At 55.3% G+C, this 19,021-nt stretch carries 16 protein-coding genes; 9 read left to right on the top strand and 7 right to left on the bottom strand.

Going from position 1 to position 19,021, the window contains the following annotated elements; genetic code table 11:
- Positions 1-28 precede the first annotated feature (28 nt).
- From RZ35_RS01005 to tkt, 6 genes are all read right to left on the bottom strand, one after another.
- Positions 29-754, bottom strand: a complete 726-nt coding sequence (locus RZ35_RS01005) for an oxidative stress defense protein (protein WP_026741627.1) — start codon at positions 752-754, stop codon at positions 29-31.
- A 174-nt stretch (positions 755-928) separates the two neighbouring features.
- Positions 929-1,798, bottom strand: coding sequence for a small-conductance mechanosensitive channel MscS (mscS, locus tag RZ35_RS01000; RefSeq protein WP_026741626.1), 870 nt, complete (start codon positions 1,796-1,798; stop codon positions 929-931).
- A gap of 132 nt (positions 1,799-1,930) precedes the next feature.
- Positions 1,931-3,010: a class II fructose-bisphosphate aldolase gene (gene fbaA / locus RZ35_RS00995; protein WP_026741625.1), complete on the bottom strand. Its 1,080-nt coding sequence runs from the start codon at positions 3,008-3,010 to the stop codon at positions 1,931-1,933.
- A gap of 109 nt (positions 3,011-3,119) precedes the next feature.
- On the bottom strand, positions 3,120-4,283 hold the full coding sequence (gene pgk, locus RZ35_RS00990; protein WP_026741624.1) for a phosphoglycerate kinase: 1,164 nt from the start codon (positions 4,281-4,283) through the stop codon (positions 3,120-3,122).
- A gap of 68 nt (positions 4,284-4,351) precedes the next feature.
- The gene (gene epd, locus RZ35_RS00985; protein ID WP_026741623.1) at positions 4,352-5,368 is read right to left on the bottom strand and encodes an erythrose-4-phosphate dehydrogenase; all 1,017 of its coding nucleotides are present in this window, start codon (positions 5,366-5,368) and stop codon (positions 4,352-4,354) included.
- A 331-nt stretch (positions 5,369-5,699) separates the two neighbouring features.
- Positions 5,700-7,694: a transketolase gene (tkt, locus tag RZ35_RS00980; protein WP_026741622.1), complete on the bottom strand. Its 1,995-nt coding sequence runs from the start codon at positions 7,692-7,694 to the stop codon at positions 5,700-5,702.
- A gap of 359 nt (positions 7,695-8,053) precedes the next feature.
- Between tkt and loiP the strand changes: the two genes are divergently transcribed.
- The gene (gene loiP, locus RZ35_RS00975; protein WP_026741621.1) at positions 8,054-8,806 is read left to right on the top strand and encodes a metalloprotease LoiP; all 753 of its coding nucleotides are present in this window, start codon (positions 8,054-8,056) and stop codon (positions 8,804-8,806) included.
- A gap of 270 nt (positions 8,807-9,076) precedes the next feature.
- Here loiP and speA read toward each other — a convergent pair whose 3' ends face one another.
- Entirely contained in the window at positions 9,077-11,056 is a 1,980-nt protein-coding gene (gene speA, locus RZ35_RS00970) for a biosynthetic arginine decarboxylase (protein ID WP_026741620.1), read from the bottom strand.
- Positions 11,057-11,763: 707 nt separating this feature from the next.
- On the opposite strand from speA, the gene metK reads away from it, so the two are divergent.
- From metK to ruvX, 8 genes are all read left to right on the top strand, one after another.
- On the top strand, positions 11,764-12,915 hold the full coding sequence (metK, locus tag RZ35_RS00960) for a methionine adenosyltransferase (RefSeq protein WP_026741618.1): 1,152 nt from the start codon (positions 11,764-11,766) through the stop codon (positions 12,913-12,915).
- A 368-nt stretch (positions 12,916-13,283) separates the two neighbouring features.
- Positions 13,284-14,675: a sugar porter family MFS transporter gene (locus tag RZ35_RS00955; RefSeq protein WP_026741617.1), complete on the top strand. Its 1,392-nt coding sequence runs from the start codon at positions 13,284-13,286 to the stop codon at positions 14,673-14,675.
- 57 nt (positions 14,676-14,732) lie between these two features.
- Positions 14,733-15,245 carry a SprT family zinc-dependent metalloprotease gene (locus tag RZ35_RS00950; protein WP_026741616.1) on the top strand — a complete coding sequence of 171 codons (513 nt, stop codon included), beginning with the start codon at positions 14,733-14,735 and terminating at the stop codon, positions 15,243-15,245.
- A 95-nt stretch (positions 15,246-15,340) separates the two neighbouring features.
- On the top strand, positions 15,341-16,039 hold the full coding sequence (gene endA / locus RZ35_RS00945; protein ID WP_026741615.1) for a deoxyribonuclease I: 699 nt from the start codon (positions 15,341-15,343) through the stop codon (positions 16,037-16,039).
- Positions 16,040-16,153: 114 nt separating this feature from the next.
- The gene (gene rsmE / locus RZ35_RS00940) at positions 16,154-16,888 is read left to right on the top strand and encodes a 16S rRNA (uracil(1498)-N(3))-methyltransferase (protein WP_026741614.1); all 735 of its coding nucleotides are present in this window, start codon (positions 16,154-16,156) and stop codon (positions 16,886-16,888) included.
- A 12-nt stretch (positions 16,889-16,900) separates the two neighbouring features.
- The gene (gshB, locus tag RZ35_RS00935; RefSeq protein WP_026741613.1) at positions 16,901-17,854 is read left to right on the top strand and encodes a glutathione synthase; all 954 of its coding nucleotides are present in this window, start codon (positions 16,901-16,903) and stop codon (positions 17,852-17,854) included.
- A 107-nt stretch (positions 17,855-17,961) separates the two neighbouring features.
- Complete coding sequence (locus RZ35_RS00930; protein ID WP_026741612.1) at positions 17,962-18,525, top strand: YqgE/AlgH family protein; 564 nt, start codon at positions 17,962-17,964, stop codon at positions 18,523-18,525.
- Positions 18,525-18,941 (top strand): Holliday junction resolvase RuvX, encoded by a 417-nt coding sequence (gene ruvX, locus RZ35_RS00925; protein WP_026741611.1) that lies wholly within the window; start codon positions 18,525-18,527, stop codon positions 18,939-18,941. The genes RZ35_RS00930 and ruvX overlap by 1 nt, the downstream gene beginning before the upstream one ends.
- The last annotated feature ends 80 nt before the right edge of the window (positions 18,942-19,021 follow it).

The following is a 19,021-nucleotide window of genomic DNA, read 5'->3' as shown; positions in this document are numbered from 1 at the left end:
TATGCTCCGCGCCCGCGAAATCGGGGGATCAGGGCTGACGTTGCAACTCAAATACGACGTCGACCTGATCGTCGAAATGAATGGTTTGCTGTTCGTAGGTCTGTGACGCCATCGTCTGTNCGGCGGCATCCGACGCTTTCAGCATACGAGCCACCGGCACCGGCTGGTAATTGGCGACGTGATAGCGAATGCTGTAAATCGGCCCCAGCGTCGCTTTGAAACCACCGGCTAACGCCTTCGCCTGGCTGCTTGCCTGCTCAATCGCCTTCTGGCGAGCTTGATCCCGATAGGTATCGGGATGAGATACGCTCAGATCGACCGTACGGATTTCATTCAGGCCGGCCTTCAGCGCGCCATCCAGTAGCTCGTTTAACTTATCCAATTGACGTACGGTCACTTCCACCTGTCGGACGGCACTATAGCCTTTCAACACGCTACCGCCGGTTTTCAGATAATCGTATTCAGGTTGGGTGCGGATATTAGCCGCATTGATATCCTTTTTGTCGATCCCCTGTTTGGCGAGGAAATCGAAATATTGCGCAACGCGGGCGTCCGCTTGTTTTTTAGCGTCAGCGGCATCCTTGGAGGACACGCTGACTTCAATAGCCAGTCGGGCGATATCCGGCGTGGCGTCTACGCTGGCTGAGCCAGAGGTGACGATATGCGGGCCATTAGGCAACTCGTTGGCTGTAGCCGCGGCGGATAGCGTCCCCATACCGATAATCGCAGCCAATGTCAGTGTCTTGAGTTTCACACTCTCTCCTTTCAAATTATGACGGCAATGCACACCATACGTGAGGTGGCTCCCCCACAATATAGGAGAGTTTCTAAAGATTGGCAGGGGGGTTTGGTAAACAAAAGGAAAATGAAGAATGGAAATGCGCTGACCGTAAAGCGTGTGGGCAGCGCATAAAAAGAAAGGTCTGATTTACGCCTTGTCGGCGGGTTCCGCCGTCGCGGTCTGGTGCAGATGCACATCCATCTGCGGGTAAGGAATGCCGATCTGGTGTTCATCAAGCGCGCGCTTGAAGTTTTCCAGCAAGTCCCAGTACACCACGGTGGAGTCTGCGTTGCTTGTCCATACGCGCACAACGAAGTTCAGAGAGGAGGCTGCCATTTCGTTCAACCGGATCACGACATCTTTATCTTTCTGAATACGCTCATCCGCATTGATGATATCGCCCAGCACTTTTTTCACCACATCGATATCCGCATCGTAAGCGACGCCCACGATGATCTCGGTACGACGATTCGGCTCGCGGGAGCTGTTGATGATATTGCCGGAGATGATTTTGCCGTTCGGGACGACGATGATTCGACCATCAACCGTCAGCAACGTACTGGAGAAAATCTGCACCTGAGTGACGGTACCGCTCACCCCGCCCAGATCGACCGTTTCGCCGGTACGGAAAGGACGGAACATGACAATCAGCACGCCAGCAGCAAAGTTAGACAATGAGCCTTGCAGTGCCAAACCTACGGCCAAACCGGCGGCACCCAACACGGCGATAATCGATGCCGTCTGTACGCCGATGCGGCTCAACGCGGCAATTAGTGTAAATGCAATCACGCCGTAACGCGCAATGGCGGAGAGGAAATCCGCAACCGTAGCATCAATACTCCGCGCCCGCATCAGGCGGTTCAGCGTGCGGGACAAGATCCGCGCGACAATCAATCCGGCAATCAGAATGACCAGCGAGGAAATAATATTTACTGCATACTCCAGCAGCACATGTTGGTTGTTGGTCAACCAGGTCTGCACGCGACTGACGCTTTCTGTTACACCTAAATCTTCCATTGACTCACTCCTGTTTGAAACTCGCTAAACTGATTCACTCACTCACACCAAAATCTACCGTCATTTGTATAAAACTGCAGTAAAAATAAGGCTCCCGAAGGAGCCTTATTGAAGCCGTTTAGATTGTATTTATTACAGAACGTCGATCGCGTTCAGTTCTTTAAAGGCTTGTTCCAGACGGGCGATCATGGTGCTCTGCGCAGCACGCAGCCATGCACGCGGGTCGTAGTATTTCTTGTTCGGCTTGTCAGCGCCTTCCGGGTTACCCAGCTGTGCCTGCAGGTAGCCTTCGTTTTTCTTGTAGTACTGCAGAATACCTTCCCAGGTAGCCCACTGGGTGTCGGTATCGATGTTCATTTTGATCACACCGTAACCAACCGCTTCTTCGATTTCCGCAGCAGTAGAACCAGAACCGCCGTGGAACACGAAGTTCAGGCTGTTGTGCGGCAGGTTGTATTTTTCAGAAACGAAGTCCTGAGAGTTGCGCAGGATTTTCGGAGTCAGCTGGACGTTACCCGGCTTGTAAACGCCGTGTACGTTACCGAAGGAAGCCGCGATGGTGAAACGCGGGCTGATAGCGTTCAGTTTTTCGTACGCGTAAGCCACGTCTTCCGGCTGAGTGTACAGCGCGGAGTTGTCCAGATGGCTGTTATCTACGCCATCTTCTTCACCGCCGGTGCAACCCAGTTCAATTTCCAGCGTCATACCCAGCTTCGCCATGCGAGTCAGGTATTTGCTGCAGATTTCGATGTTTTCTTCCAGAGACTCTTCAGACAGGTCGATCATGTGAGAAGAGAACAGCGGTTTGCCGTTAGCCGCGAAGAATTTTTCGCCGGCGTCCAGCAGTCCGTCCAGCCACGGCAGCAGTTTCTTCGCGCAGTGGTCAGTGTGCAGGATAACCGGAACACCATAGTATTCAGCCATCTGATGAACGTGATGCGCGCCAGAGATAGCACCCTGGATAGCCGCTTGCTGCGGAACATCGGATTTCAGGCCTTTACCTGCGATAAAGCCAGCACCGCCGTTGGAGAACTGCACAATGACAGGTGCGCGAACTTTTGCAGCGGTTTCCAGCACGGCGTTAATTGAGTCGGTACCGACACAGTTAACGGCGGGCAGGGCAAATTTGTTTTCTTTTGCGACTGCAAAAACTTTCTGTACGTCATCACCAGTGATGACACCAGGTTTTACGAAATCGAAGATTTTAGACATGTTACGTGTCCTGTTTCGTTGGCCGTGGGGGGTTAGAGATAGCAACGGTCGCCTCCACCTCAGCATAGAGGCAACCGTAAACGGGAGATACCTCTCCCGTCGTTCGATATTACTGCTTAGCGCGTTCTTCCAGCATCACTACGGCTGGCAGTTTTTTACCTTCAACGAACTCAAGGAAGGCGCCGCCGCCAGTAGAGATGTAAGAGATTTTATCTTCAATGCCGAACAAGTCGATAGCAGCCAGGGTGTCGCCGCCGCCCGCGATAGAGAAAGCGTCGCTATCGGCAATCGCCTGAGCGATCACTTCGGTGCCTTTACGGAAGTTCGGGAATTCGAACACACCTACCGGACCGTTCCACAGGATAGTCTTGGCATTTCTCAGGATTTCAGCCAGGCGTTCTGCAGAAACGTCGCCCAGATCCAGCACCTGTTCGTCGTCTTTGATTTCAGAGACGGATTTCATCGTGCAGCTTGCAGTTTCTGAGAACTCAGTCGCCACGCGCACATCGCTCGGTACCGGGATATCACAGGTTTCCAGCAGTTTTTTCGCTTCCGGAATCAGGTCCGCTTCGTACAGGGATTTACCCACGTTGTGACCCTGAGCCGCGATGAAGGTATTGGCGATACCGCCACCGACGATCAGCTGGTCAGCGATTTTAGACAGAGAGTCCAGAACGGTCAGTTTGGNGGAAACTTTAGAACCGCCGACGATTGCGACCATCGGGCGAGCCGGTTTGCCCAGGGCTTTGCCCAGCGCTTCCAGTTCAGCAGACAGCAGCGGACCTGCGCAGGCGATGGGGGCGAATTTACCTACGCCGTGAGTCGAAGCCTGAGCGCGGTGAGCCGTACCGAAGGCGTCCATGACGAATACGTCGCACAGCGCGGCATATTTTTTCGCCAGCACTTCGTCATCTTTCTTCTCGCCTTTGTTGAAGCGGACGTTTTCCAGAACAACCAGTTCGCCTTCCGCGACATCAACGCCTTCCAGGTAGTCTTTCGCCAGACGGACGGGTGAAGACAGTTTGTCTTTCAGGTAGTTAACAACCGGCAGCAGAGAAAATTCTTCGTTGTATTCGCCTTCGGTAGGACGACCCAGGTGGGAAGTCACCATCACGCGGGCACCCTGCTTCAGCGCTTTTTCGATTGTCGGCAGAGATGCGCGGATACGCGCATCGGACGTCACTTTGCCAGCTTTAACCGGTACATTCAGATCCGCACGGATCAGCACACGTTTGCCAGCCAGATCCAGATCGGTCATCTTAATTACAGCCATGGTGAATCCTCTTGGTTGATTCTCTTAAAGTTGCTTGAGCGAGGCGTCGGCAGAACCGCCGCCGCGTACTAGAATCCGCAGGCCGCCATTGCCCGAGTTGTATCCAACATACGGTTGGCGAAGCCCCATTCATTATCGCACCAGACCAGTGTTTTTATCAGATGATGTCCACTGACCCGGGTTTGTGTTCCGTCCACGATCGCGCTGTGCGGATCGTGATTAAAATCGGCCGAAACTAACGGTAATTCTGTGTAGTCAACTATACCACGAAATGCCCCTCGCGCTGAGCTTTGCAGCAGGTTGTTGATTTCGCAGACGTTTACTTTACATCTCACGCTAACGCTCAAATCGATCGCCGTGACGTTCGTGGTGGGAACCCGCACGGATATCGCTTCGAAACGATCCTGAAACTTCGGGAAAAACCGCGTGATTCCCGCCGCCAGTTTGGTATCCACCGGAATGATTGACTGGCTGGCCGCACGCGTGCGACGCAAATCATGGTGATAGGCGTCAATCACCGGTTGATCGTTCATGGAAGCATGAATGGTGGTGACGGTGCCGCTTTCAATGCCAAATGCGTCATCGAGCAGTTTTATCACGGGAATAATACAGTTGGTGGTGCAGGATGCGTTCGACACCAGACGGTGCTCGGACCGTAAATCATTGTGGTTGACACCGTACACCACAGTGGCGTCCAGATCTGGCGTGCCAGGATGCGAAAACAGCACTTTGCGGGCGCCAGCGGCCAGATGCGCTTCGCCATCGGCCCGACTGCCGTAAACGCCGCTACAGTCCAGCACGATGTCCACGCCCAGTTCTTTCCAGGGCAGGTTGTGCGGCTGCGGCTCGTGCAGCAGGCGGATGATGTCATCCCCCACGTACAACTGGTCGCATTCCTGACCGACATCCCACGAAAAACGGCCGTGGCTGCTGTCATATTTGAGCAGGTGAGCGATCCCTTCGGCATTCGCCAGTTCATTGATCGCGACGACGGAGATCTCGGCGCGCCGTCCGGACTCATAGAGAGCCCGCAGTACACTGCGTCCTATCCGACCAAAACCGTTTATCGCAATACGGATCGTCATGAAATTCCCTGTGCAATGATAAAACCGCTGGTCCTATAGAATAATCAGTACATCGTCAGGAATAAACCGTTGGTTATACCTTGCGTTCTCTTCGTCATCGGCCCGTAAAACCCGGCTGATTGAGCGGAAATGGGTGACTGCTCCGATGACTGAAACGCTTCAGCTAGCATAAACGAATTCATTGTCAAAGGGAATCGTCCCCACGGGCATGTGCCAGAAGAGTGACGTACGTCAAAAAAATGAATACAACTACTTGTCGCATTGAAAAAGCAGGGATCGAAGATAAAAAAAGCCGGGGAAATTCCCCGGCCTGTTTCGGCAAACGCAGTACTTATTTCAGCAAGGCTTTCGCTTTTGCGACCACGTTTTCGGTTGTGAAACCAAACTCTTTGAACAACAGCTCGGCCGGAGCAGACTCGCCAAAGGTGGTCATGCCGACAATCGCCCCGTTCAGGCCGACATATTTGTACCAGTAGTCGGCGATACCGGCTTCCACCGCCACGCGCGCGCTGACGGCGGCAGGCAAGACAGATTCACGGTACGCAGCATCCTGCTTGTCGAACGCGTCGGTAGAAGGCATGGAAACCACGCGCGCCTTCACGCCGTCGTTCGTCAGCTGCTGCCAAGCCGCCACGGCCAGTTCCACTTCAGAACCGGTAGCGATCAGGATCAGGTCAGGCTGACCTTCGCTGTCTTTCAGTACGTAAGCGCCTTTGGCGATATTCGCCAGTTGCTCAGCGGTACGTTCCTGCTGCGCCAGATTCTGACGAGACAGGATCAGAGCGGAAGGACCATCCTGACGTTCAATCGCATATTTCCATGCCACGGCGGTTTCGACCTGGTCAGCCGGACGCCAGGTGCTGAGGTTCGGCGTAACACGCAGGCTCGCCAGCTGTTCAACAGGCTGGTGAGTCGGACCATCTTCACCCAGACCGATGGAATCATGGGTATAAACATAGATGCTGCGCAGTTTCATCAGCGCCGCCATACGTACCGCGTTACGCGCATACTCCACGAACATCAGGAAGGTCGCGGTATAAGGAATGAAACCGCTGTGCAGGCCAATCCCGTTAGCGATAGCGGTCATACCAAATTCGCGCACACCATAATGGATATAGTTGCCCGCAGGATCTTCATTTAGCGGCTTGGAGCCTGACCACATGGTCAAGTTGCTTGGCGCCAAATCTGCCGATCCACCCAGGAATTCAGGCAACAGCTTGCCGTAGTTCTCCAGCGCATTCTGAGAAGCCTTACGGCTGGCAATACTGGCTGGGTTGGCCTGTAGTTCTTCAATATATTTGGCGGATTCCGCCTGCCAGTTTGCCGGCAGTTCGCCGTCGACACGACGACGGAATTCAGCGGCCAGATCCGGATAGGCGCTGGCGTAAGCGTCGAACGCCTTGTTCCAGTCAGCTTCTTTGCGCTGTCCCGCGTCGCGGGCATCCCACTCGGCGTAGATGTCGGCCGGGATTTCGAACGGACCGTAGTTCCAGCCGATATTTTCTCGGGTTGCGGCTACTTCGGCATCGCCCAGCGCAGCACCATGCACTTCATGCGTNCCCTGCTTGTTCGGCGAACCAAAGCCGATGACCGTTTTGCACATCAGCAGAGACGGTTTGTCGGTCACCAGTTGAGCTTCGGCGATGGCGCGTTTGATCGCATCCGCATCGTGACCGTCGATACCACGGATCACGTGCCAGCCGTAGGCTTCAAAGCGAGCGGCCGTATCGTCCGTGAACCAACCGGTGATGTGACCATCGATGGAAATGCCGTTGTCATCGTAGAACGCGGTCAGTTTGCCGAGCTTCAGCGTCCCCGCCAGTGAACAGACCTCGTGCGAGATCCCTTCCATCATGCAGCCGTCGCCCATGAACGCATAAGTGTGGTGATCGACGATGTTATGCCCCGGGCGGTTGAACTGCGACGCCAGCGTACGCTCGGCGATAGCCATACCGACCGCGTTGGCGATCCCCTGCCCCAGCGGACCCGTGGTGGTTTCTACGCCCGGCGTATAGCCGACCTCCGGGTGACCCGGCGTTTTGGAATGCAGCTGACGGAAATTCTTCAGCTCTTCCAACGGCAGATCGTAGCCGGTCAGGTGCAGCAGGCTGTAGATCAGCATGGAGGCGTGGCCGTTGGACAGCACGAAGCGGTCGCGGTTCGCCCAGTGCGGGTTAGCAGGATTATGATTGAGGTAGTCACGCCACAGGACTTCGGCGATATCGGCCATACCCATCGGTGCGCCCGGATGGCCAGATTTGGCCTTCTGCACACCATCCATGCTCAACGCACGGATAGCATTGGCAAGTTCTTTACGAGAGGACATGCTTTACTCCAGATCGGATTGAACAAGTGTCTTGCCGAACACACGATATATAAATCAGAACGTTAGCCCGAAAAGACCAAGAAGAGATAGTTTTAAATGTACATGAAAACCTAGTCGAATGCACTGGGTACCGTACGCGCCAAAACGCCTCTGGGACGGGGGATCTATGCCGTTTCAGCCCCGTTAAACTTCCCCGTTGCCCATCCATTCAGGGTTACAGCGTACTATTTCCTGACGAATTAAATGTTCTGAATTTATTCCTATTAATACCATGTACATTCCCTTACATTATCCACGTTTTTATTACGTCTTTAGTCGAAGACGTGTTGTTTTTACTTACAATCCTAGGGAGATAAGGGATGAAATTACGAGTTTCACTGTTAGCGATCGTCATGGCAACGTCATTAAGCGGCTGTAAGAGCATGGACGCAGCACAAATGCTGCAGTCCGGCACCCAGGCTTTCAAAGCCGCCTCTCTGAGTGATTCAGACGTGAAAACGCTGAGCACGCAGTCTTGTGAGGAAATGGATAAAGAGGCGAGCATCGCACCCGCCAACAGCAAATACACCAAACGCCTGAATAAAATCGCCAACTCACTCGGTCACGACATCAACGGCACCCCGGCTAATTACAAAGTTTACCTGACGAAAGACGTCAACGCCTGGGCGATGGCTAACGGCTGCATCCGCGTTTACAGCGGCCTAATGGACATGATGGACGATAACGAAGTGGAAGGTGTACTGGGCCACGAAATGGGCCACGTCGCGCTGGGCCACACCCGTAAAGCCATGCAGGTCGCTTACGCGGCAGAAGCGGCACGCTCCGCAGCCGCGTCTGCGGGCGGCGTTGCCGCTACGCTGTCCAAGTCTCAGTTGGCCGATCTGGGCGAAGCGCTGGTTAACGCGCAGTTCTCTCAGGCTCAGGAATCTCAGGCTGATGACTACTCCTTCGATCTGTTGAAAAAGCGTGGCGTCAACCGCGAAGGTCTGGCGACCAGCTTCGAGAAACTGGCGAAGATGGATGCAGGCCGCGACAGCAGCATGTTTGACTCCCACCCGGCGTCTAAAGAACGCGCCGAACATATCCGCAAGCGTATCGCCGAAAACAAATAATCGCGGATGCTTTCAGATAAAGACAAAGGGCGCCGCGGCGCCCTTTTCACTGATCTCCGCCACCACAGCTCATTTATCCCGCCCGAGGTCTTCATCGCATTACTCTGTCCATTCCTACGGCTCGAATGCCTTATCATCGGTCGCTTGCTAACATGGCGCGAAGTCCCAGAGGACAACGTCTATGACCTGAAATCTCGGCATGATGACGGCAGAAAGAAGAAAGGCTGAGTTCACACTCAGCCTTCTTGTATTGTGACGCTTCGGGAGATGTTATTCGTCTTCAAGGTAGGTGTAGCCGTACAGCCCGGTCTCGAACTCATGCAGGAACTGCGCCCGCAGCTCCGGCTGTAGCTGAGCCGCATTTACCTGATCGCGGAAGCGAGACATCAGTACATCCGGATTCAGTTGTACGTACTCCAGCATATCCGCAACCGTATCGCCTTCGTCCGACTCCACAATGTCGACCTTGCCGTCTTCTCCGACGAAAACGTCCACGGTGGCGGTGTCGCCGAACAGGTTATGCATGTTGCCCAGAATTTCCTGATAGGCGCCCACCATAAAGAAGCCCAGCAGCGGCGGATCTTCCGGATTGTACGGCGGCATCGGCATGGTCGTGGCAATACCGTCGCCATCAATATAATGGTCGATCGCGCCATCGGAATCGCAGGTGATATCCAGCAAGACCGCGCGACGTTCCGGCAGTTTATCCAGCCCTTCCAGCGGCAGCACCGGGAACAGTTGGTCGATACCCCACGCATCCGGCATAGACTGGAACAGCGAGAAGTTGACGTACAGCTTGTCCGCCATTCTCTCTTGCAGTTCGTCGATGATGGGTCGGTGCGCGCGATTGCTGGGATCGAGCTGCTGCTGAATACGCTGGCAGATGCTCAGATAAAGTTGTTCCGCCTGCGCCCGCTGCGTCAGATCCAACATGCCGTGCGCATATTGCGTGTGGACATCGTACAGGTCCATCTGACTGTCGTGCAGCCATTCACGCAGGGAGCGACGGTTGCCCGTTTGGGTAATCTCATTCCAGGTCGACCACATGCTTTCCAGCGCGCGCGGGGCGTCTTCACCCGGCGCTTCCGGCTCGCTGAACTCGTTACGTTCCACGCCGATGATGTTGGACACCAGCACCGTATGGTGCGCTGTCAGGGCACGGCCGGACTCGGTGATCACCATTGGATGCGGCAGACCATGTTCGTTACAGGCGTCGCCGATACCCCAGATGACGTTGTTGGCATATTCGTTCAGGCCGTAGTTCACGGAGCAGTCCGACTGCGAGCGCGTCCCTTCATAGTCCACGCCCAAACCGCCGCCCACGTCGAAGCACTGAATATTCACGCCCAGCTTGTGCAGTTCGACATAGAAGCGGGCCGATTCGCGCACGCCGGTCGCGATATCCCGGATATTCGCCAGCTGAGAGCCGAGGTGGAAATGCAGCAATTGCAGGCTTTCCAGGCGGTTGGCCTCGCGCAGCATTTCGACCAGTTGCAGTACCTGTATTGCCGCCAGTCCGAATTTGGATTTTTCGCCGCCGCTGGACTGCCATTTGCCGGAGCCTTGAGAGGCCAGTCGGGCGCGTACGCCCAGACGCGGCACCACGTTCAGACGCTCCGCTTCTTCCAGCACCAGCCGGATTTCCGACATTTTCTCAATCACCAGGTACACTTTGTGCCCCAGTTTCTCGCCGATCAGCGCCAGACGAATATATTCGCGGTCTTTGTAACCGTTGCAGACGATAACGGTGCGGGTCATGCCGGCATGACCGAGCACGGCCATCAGCTCCGCCTTGGAACCCGCTTCCAGCCCCAGCGGTTCGCCGGAGTTCACCAGCGACTCGATCACTCTGCGATGCTGGTTCACCTTGATTGGATAAACCAAAAAGTAGCGGCCTTCGTAGCCGAAAGATTCGCGAGCACGCTGGAACGCGCCGTTGATAGAGCGCAGACGGTGCTTCAGGATTTGCGGGAAGCAGAACAGCGCAGGCAAACGACGATCTTCTTTCCCCTGACGCTCTTTCACCAAATTAGCCAGGTCGACACGCGCTTCAGGCACCTCCGGATCGGGACAAACGGTGATATGCCCCAGTTCGTTGACGTCATAATAGTTATTGCCCCACCAGGCAATATTGTAGGTGCGCAGCATTTCGCTAGCGTCGCGGTCATTCATGGCCACCTCCTGCATGGAGCGTACATTGTCGTGCTTACCCGCCGCTGACGAGTGCGAATGGATCATGTCGTCAGACATGGCAGTCCCCTTCTGTTGTAGCGTTATCGTCAATCATGGATGCTCCAGCGTAGACAACCTGAAACAGGCGTTCAGCCTGCACCACGAATGATGCAGGGCCCGGCAGAGAGTAGTATGCCGTCGTTTTGTGACTCTTTTCAGTGTAAAGCACGATGTCAGGCTCCGAGATATGTTTCGGTAAAAATCCAGGGAAACCATCATCAGAAGAACGCGCGGCGTCCATCTGCACAGGAATGAAAGAGGGTCAGCCGGCGCGGGAATCCTGCGTCGCACTGCGGGAAAGACAATGCTGGGCTGAAAGCGGAAAGAGATGATACGAAAGCGCCATAGCGGCGACGGCGCGTCGCGGAGAGCGCGACTCACGGAACAAACAACGGATCATTAATCCTATCACCTCCCAGCAGGCCGCAGGCTGTGCGGTCTGGCCAATAATGGAAACGGCAAAAAACCAAGCATATCACGGGTATTGAAACTGAGCGGCGGTTATACCGATCCCAACGTAGAAAATCAAAATGAAATTCGTAACAATCCGCGGAGTTGCGGCAAAGGGCGATAGATACCATCAAACGGGATCCGGTTCGACGGGCAAAAACTACTGGCAATAGGACTAAAAACCGACCTAAAATAGCCATCCAGATGTTAATCCGTCTATACCGATTAACCGATACACTGCTTAACGGCTTTGCTCTTACAAGGTAAAGAAACTCATGGCTAGACACCTATTTACATCCGAGTCTGTTTCCGAAGGACATCCTGACAAAATCGCCGACCAGATCTCTGACGCGGTTCTTGATGCGATTCTGGAACAGGATCCCAAAGCACGCGTCGCTTGCGAAACTTACGTCAAAACCGGAATGGTGTTAGTCGGTGGTGAAATTACGACCAGCGCCTGGGTAGATATTGAAGAGATCACGCGTCGCACGGTTCGCGACATTGGCTACGTGAATTCAGATATGGGATTCGACGCCAACTCTTGCGCAGTGCTGAGCGCCATCGGCAAACAGTCTCCGGATATCAATCAGGGCGTTGACCGCACCGATCCGCTGGAGCAAGGCGCCGGCGACCAGGGCCTGATGTTTGGCTATGCGACCAACGAAACCGACGTGCTGATGCCCGCACCGATCACCTTCGCCCACCGTCTGGTACAGCGCCAGTCCGAAGTGCGTAAAAACGGTACGCTGCCGTGGCTGCGTCCGGATGCGAAAAGCCAGGTCACCTTCGCTTACGATAACGGCAAAATCGCCGGTATCGACGCCGTGGTCCTATCCACTCAGCATGCTGAAGACATCAAACTCAAAGATCTTCAGGAAGCGGTGATGGAAGAGATCATCAAACCTGTGCTGCCTAGCGAATGGCTGACCGCCAGCACCAAATACTTCATCAACCCGACCGGCCGTTTCGTCATCGGTGGCCCGATGGGCGACTGTGGCCTGACCGGCCGTAAGATCATCGTCGATACATACGGCGGCGCGGCGCGTCACGGCGGCGGCGCGTTTTCCGGTAAGGATCCGTCTAAAGTCGACCGCTCCGCAGCCTATGCGGCGCGTTATGTGGCGAAGAACATCGTGGCCGCTGGCCTGGCCGATCGTTGTGAAATTCAGGTTTCCTACGCCATCGGCGTGGCTGAACCGACGTCCATCGCCGTCGAAACCTTCGGCACCGAGAAGATCTCCTCCGATCGACTGGCGGAACTGGTGCGCGAATATTTCGATCTGCGTCCGTACGGTCTGATCCAGATGCTGGATCTGTTACATCCGATCTATCAGGAAACCGCTGCGTACGGCCACTTTGGCCGCGAGCATTTCCCCTGGGAGAAAACCGACGTCGCTCCGAAACTACGCGACGCCGCTGGCCTGTAATTCCTGCTGTTCCACCAAAGCCAGCACGGCTGGCTTTGGTATTATTTAAGTTCCTCACTTTTCAGATACTTCCGCACAGACCTCTCACCCGCTTCTGGCTACATTTACCTTTCCGTAACACCTTGATAATCCTCACCGATGCGTATCCTGCGTTGTTTATCGTCTTTTTTGTAATCGATTACAGATCATTCCCTGGCGCTTTTCGGATTGCCTGAATGCTGAATTGTCATATATAGATAGCCAGCCAATATCAACAATCGGCAACAAAATTGTAACCGTTTACACCTATTAGGGGCGGATCACACAACGCGATGCCATGGCAGCCTATGCTACGGCGTACCAGGGTTAATATTCACAAGTGAGGTTGTATGGTTGGGGCTAAAAATAACAACAGAACGTCCAATAAAACCATGACGTTTTTGGTGTGCTTTCTTGCCGCGCTGGCAGGGCTGCTGTTCGGTTTGGATATCGGAGTGATTGCCGGCGCGCTGCCGTTTATCACACAAACATTTCAAATGACGAGTCATCAGCAAGAGTGGGTCGTCAGCTCAATGATGTTCGGCGCGGCTATCGGCGCTATCGGCAGCGGCTGGCTTTCGTCTCATCTGGGTAGAAAAACCAGCCTGATGGTGGCTTCCGTCCTGTTTGTCGTCGGCTCGCTGAGTTCGGCATTGGCGCCGAACGTCGAAGTATTGATCTTCTCCCGCGTGATCCTCGGTCTCGCCGTCGGCGTAGCGTCTTATACGGCGCCGCTGTACCTGTCCGAGATCGCGCCCGAGAAAATCCGCGGCAGCATGATCTCCATGTATCAGTTGATGATCACTATCGGCATTCTCGGGGCTTATCTGTCCGACACGGCGTTCAGCTACACCGGCTCCTGGCGCTGGATGCTGGGGGTGATTACGCTCCCCGCAGTGCTGCTGTTTATCGGCGTATTCTTCCTGCCGGGCAGCCCGCGCTGGCTGGCGGCCAAGGGACGCTTTAACGACGCCAGACGCGTGCTGGACAGGCTGCGAGACTCCACCGAACAGGCGAAAAAAGAACTGGATGAGATTCGGGAAAGCTTGCAAATTAAACAGAGCGGCTGGGCGCTGTTTACCCGTAATGTTAACTTCCGCCGCGCGGTCTACCTGGGCATTTTGTTGCAGGTGATGCAACAGTTTACCGGCATGAACGTCATCATGTATTACGCGCCGAAGATCTTCGATATCGCAGGCTTCACCAGCACCGGACAGCAGATGTGGGGAACCGTGATCGTCGGGGCCGTCAATGTACTGGCCACCTTCATCGCCATCGGTCTGGTTGACCGCTGGGGACGCAAGCCGACGCTGATTCTGGGCTTCGTAGTCATGGCTTTCGGTATGGGCGTGCTGGGAACAATGCTGCACATCGGCATGACTTCCAGCGGGATGCAATATGCCGCCATCATCATGCTGCTGATGTTTATTGTCGGATTCGCCATGAGCGCCGGTCCGCTAATCTGGGTGTTGTGCTCGGAAATCCAGCCGCTGCGCGGTCGGGATTTCGGCATCACCGTCTCAACGACCACGAACTGGATCGCCAACATGATCGTCGGAGCGACCTTCCTGACCTTGCTGAACACGTTGGGAAACGCCAATACCTTCTGGGTCTACGGCGGCCTCAACGTCTTGTTCATCGTACTGACGCTACTGTTGATCCCGGAGACCAAAAACGTCTCGCTGGAGCACATCGAACATAACCTGATGTCCGGCAAGCGCCTGCGCAGTATCGGCGAATAGCCCTTCCCTTCCGGGGCNCGTTTACAACCGTGCCCCGGTCACCGTATGCTTGACGCCATGAAGAATGAACGCGTCCCTATCGCACTCCATCAGGCGGTAATGCGCTGCCTGCGAGAAAAGCTGGCGCTCGCCAATGCTGCTCTCGACAGCGACTACCCCGAACCCATTGTCACCTATAACCAGCGCGGCGCCACCGCCGGAAGCGCCTGGCTGCAAGATTGGGAAATTCGGATTAACCCCGTGCTGTTGCAGGAAAATCAACAGGCATTCATCGATGAAGTCGTCCCCCACGAGTTGGCGCACCTGCTGGTCTACGCTCGCTTCGGCAAAGCGCCCCCACACAGCAAAGCCTGGCGATGGATGATGGAGCATGTTCTGGCGGTGCCGGCTCGCCGTACGCATACATTCGCCGTGACGTCTGTGCGGGGGAAAACCTTTCGCTACCAGTGCGCCTGTCAGCAACACGAACTGACGGTAAGGCGTCATAATCGCATCCTCCGCGGCGAAACCGAGTACCGCTGCCGGCGCTGCGGCACCCCTCTCAAGCGCGAGGGAAAAGGAGCGAGTTAACCTTAGATTCCAGTTTTTTCCGACCGAGCATGGCGTTGCCTCACCGTAGCGCTTCCGGTACTCTGCACGCTTTTATGCCTAAGGCGCTTTGGAACATGCTTCGCAACATTCTTGTTATCGCTACCGTAGGCTACGGCCTGATTACTGTTTCTGCGTTCAGCCAGGAAATTCATAGTTTCACTCAGGCCAAAGCCGCCGCGGTGAAAATCAACCGAGACGTGCCGGGCAGCTTCTACTGCGGTTGCCGTATCATCTGGCAAGGCAAGAAAGGCATCCCCGATCTTCAGTCCTGCGGCTATGAAGTCCGTAAAAACGCCAATCGCGCCAACCGTATCGAATGGGAACATGTCGTACCGGCCTGGCAGTTCGGCCACCAGCGTCAATGCTGGCAAAATGGCGGCCGTAAAAACTGCGAGCAGGATGAGGTCTACCGCGAGATGGAGACCGACCTGCATAACCTAGAGCCAGCCATCGGCGAGGTCAACGGCGACCGCGGCAACCTGATGTATAACCAGTGGAACGGCAGCGAGAAGCAGTACGGTCAGTGCGAGATGAAAATCGACTTCAAAAACAAGATGGTTGAACCGCCCGAACGCGCTCGCGGCCCCATCGCCCGCACCTATTTTTATATGCGCGACCGCTATCATCTAACGCTTTCCCGCCAGCAGACCCAGCTGTTTGAAATCTGGAACCAGCGGTATCCCGTGACGCAGTGGGAATGTACCCGCGACAATCGCATCGCCCAGGTGCAGGGCAATCACAACCCCTACGTGCAACAAGCTTGCCAGCAGTGATCCGGCTACCTACTATAGCTTAGGTCCTCAACACCGCCGTCCGCGGACGGCGGTGGGCTTCACCCGGGCGGATCCGCCCATTCCGACAGACATAACGTAAAGGCCAGAACATCAATGCGAATACCGCGCATTTTCCATCCTGAAACGCTATCGACAGGCGGCGGCGAAACCGACCTGAGCGCAGACGCCGCCAATCATATCGGCCGCGTACTGCGCATGAACCGCGGTCAGGCGCTACAGTTATTTGACGGCAGCAACTGCATTTTCGATGCGGAAATTCTGCTGGCCGACAAAAAACGGGTACAAGTACGCTATAACGCCGCGCAGCAGGAAGACCGGGAGNCTCCGCTGCATCTGCATCTCGGACAGGTGATTTCACGCGGTGAGAAAATGGAATTCACTATCCAGAAATCCATTGAGCTGGGCGTGAATGAAATTACTCCCCTGTTTTCAGAACGTTGCGGCGTCAAGCTTGACGGTGATCGTCTGGAGAAAAAGCTGTCCCAATGGCAAAAAATCGCTATCGGCGCCTGCGAACAGTGCGGTAGAAACCGTATTCCNCTCATTCGTCCTCCCCTGTCGCTGGAAAGCTGGTGCGCGGAACCGGACAATGGGTTAAAACTGAACCTGCATCCGCGGGCGACGCACAGCATCAACACGCTACCCACGCCGGTGCAACGTGTCCGGCTACTGATTGGCCCGGAAGGCGGCCTTTCGTCCGATGAAATTGCGATGACGGCAGAACACGGCTTTACCGATATTCTGCTGGGGCCTCGCGTTCTGCGTACAGAAACCACAGCGCTCACCGCAATCACCGCATTGCAGGTTCGATTCGGCGATCTGGGGTAAAGGAGAAAGAGAATGATCAAACTCGGCATCGTGATGGACCCGATTGCAGCCATCAACATTAAAAAAGACACCAGCTTCGCCATGCTGTTGGAAGCGCAGCGCAGGGGCTGGGAGCTGCATTATATGGAGATGGACGATCTCTATCTGAACGAGGGCGAAGCACGCGCCACCACTCGCAAACTCAGCGTCGAGCACAACTACGACGGCTGGTATCAGTTCGGCGACGCGCAAGATATCGCCCTGCATGAGCTGGACGTAGTGCTGATGCGTAAAGATCCGCCGTTCGATACCGAGTTCATCTACGCCACCTATATCCTTGAACGCGCTGAAGAAAAAGGCACGCTAATCGTTAACAAACCGCAAAGTCTGCGCGACTGCAATGAAAAGCTGTTCACCGCCTGGTTCTCCGACCTGACGCCCGCGACGCGGGTCACCCGCCGCGCCGACAAACTGCGCGAGTTTCACCAGCAGCATAAAGACGTCATCCTCAAGCCGCTGGACGGCATGGGCGGCGCCTCCATCTTCCGCCTGAAACAGGATGACGCCAACGTGTCGGTCATCATTGAAACGCTGACCGAACACGGCAGCCGCTACTGCATGGCACAGAACTATCTGCCCGCCATCAAAGACGGCGATAAGCGCGTATTGGTCGTGGACGGAGAACCGGTTCCTTACTGCTTGGCCCGTATACCGCAAGGGGGAGAAACGCGCGGTAATCTGGCCGCGGGCGGGCGGGGAGAAGCGCGTCCGCTGAGCGAAAGCGACTGGCGGATCGCCCGAACCGTCGCCCCGACCTTGAAACAGAAAGGACTGATTTTCGTCGGCCTGGATATCATCGGCGACCGTCTGACCGAGATCAACGTCACCAGCCCAACCTGCGTACGTGAGATCGAAGCGGCGTTCCCGGACATCTCCATTACCGGCATGCTGATGGACGCCATCGAACGGCGGCTGTCCGCACGCTGATCACTCTTCGACGGCCAGGAAACAATCTCTGGTCGACCATGCACATCTGCCGGGNTCGTCGGCTGGCGACGAACCTTAACAACGACAGAAAACGATAAGAACTGACCATGAATTTACAGCATCACTTTCTTATCGCGATGCCTGCGATGCAGGATCCGGTATTTAAACGGTCCGTGGTATACGTCTGTGAACACGGTGAAGACGGTGCGATGGGGTTAATCATCAATAAACCGATGGAGCAGTTCACCGTCGACGATATTTTGAAAAAACTGAAAATCACTCCGCCGGAGTCAAAATCCGATATTCGGCTGGATAAACCGGTTTTTTCCGGCGGTCCGCTGGCGGATGACCGCGGCTTTATTCTTCACACCCCGCAGGCGGGCTTCGCCTCCAGTATCTCCGTATCGCCCGATACGATGATTACCACATCCAAGGACGTACTGGAGACGATGGGGACGGTCGACCAGCCCAATAACACGCTGGTTGCCCTGGGTTATACGGCCTGGGAAGGCGGACAGCTTGAGAGCGAGCTGTTGGACAATGCCTGGCTGACCGTCAACGCCGATCAGGACATCCTATTCCACACGCCGATAGCGGACCGCTGGCGCGTCGCCGCGAAGAAGCTCGGCGTGGATATCCATATGATCGCCAGTGATGCGGGACACGCCTGATGAGCCACCGCACCATCATGGCATTCGACTTCGGCACCCGCAGCATCGGCGTCGCCATCGGTCAGGATCTGACGCGCACCGCCCGCCCGCTGCAAGCATTCAAAGCACAGGACGGCACGCCAGACTGGCAAAAGGTCGAGAAGCTGATATGGGAATGGCAGCCCGAGCTGGTGATCGTCGGCCTGCCGCTGAACATGGACGGCACGGAACAGCCACTGACGGCGCGTGCGAGAAAATTCGCTCAGCGCCTTCATGGCCGCTTCGGCGTGGTGGTGGAACTGCATGATGAACGTTTAAGCACGGTGGAAGCACGATCCGGACTGTTCGCTCAGGGCGGTTTCCGGGCTCTGGATAAAGGCAGCGTCGACTCCGCCTCTGCGGTCGTCATTCTTGAAAGCTGGTTCGAACAGCACTAGCGTCATCTTGCAGCTTATAACGACGCCGAAATAACGCCCGGCCGAGGCTCATCGCAATAAAAGAAATGTGGCGCGCTCTT

This window comes from Lonsdalea quercina subsp. quercina (assembly GCF_000688655.1).
GTDB classification, from domain to species: domain Bacteria; phylum Pseudomonadota; class Gammaproteobacteria; order Enterobacterales; family Enterobacteriaceae; genus Lonsdalea; species Lonsdalea quercina.
The sequence above is the reverse complement of the archived record's forward strand: the minus strand, read 5'-3'. Positions and strand labels throughout refer to the sequence as shown.

What these genes read in the sequence shown, in the direction of transcription:
- mscS (WP_026741626.1), bottom strand. Translation starts at nt 1,798, where the DNA reads ATGGAAGATTTAGGTGTAACAGAAAGCGTCAGTCGCGTGCAGACCTGG.
- fbaA (WP_026741625.1), bottom strand. Translation starts at nt 3,010, where the DNA reads ATGTCTAAAATCTTCGATTTCGTAAAACCTGGTGTCATCACTGGTGAT.
- epd (WP_026741623.1), bottom strand. Translation starts at nt 5,368, where the DNA reads ATGACGATCCGTATTGCGATAAACGGTTTTGGTCGGATAGGACGCAGT.
- loiP (WP_026741621.1), top strand. Translation starts at nt 8,054, where the DNA reads ATGAAATTACGAGTTTCACTGTTAGCGATCGTCATGGCAACGTCATTA.
- speA (WP_026741620.1), bottom strand. Translation starts at nt 11,056, where the DNA reads ATGTCTGACGACATGATCCATTCGCACTCGTCAGCGGCGGGTAAGCAC.
- metK (WP_026741618.1), top strand. Translation starts at nt 11,764, where the DNA reads ATGGCTAGACACCTATTTACATCCGAGTCTGTTTCCGAAGGACATCCT.
- RZ35_RS00955 (WP_026741617.1), top strand. Translation starts at nt 13,284, where the DNA reads ATGGTTGGGGCTAAAAATAACAACAGAACGTCCAATAAAACCATGACG.
- RZ35_RS00950 (WP_026741616.1), top strand. Translation starts at nt 14,733, where the DNA reads ATGAAGAATGAACGCGTCCCTATCGCACTCCATCAGGCGGTAATGCGC.
- endA (WP_026741615.1), top strand. Translation starts at nt 15,341, where the DNA reads ATGCTTCGCAACATTCTTGTTATCGCTACCGTAGGCTACGGCCTGATT.
- gshB (WP_026741613.1), top strand. Translation starts at nt 16,901, where the DNA reads ATGATCAAACTCGGCATCGTGATGGACCCGATTGCAGCCATCAACATT.
- RZ35_RS00930 (WP_026741612.1), top strand. Translation starts at nt 17,962, where the DNA reads ATGAATTTACAGCATCACTTTCTTATCGCGATGCCTGCGATGCAGGAT.
- ruvX (WP_026741611.1), top strand. Translation starts at nt 18,525, where the DNA reads ATGAGCCACCGCACCATCATGGCATTCGACTTCGGCACCCGCAGCATC.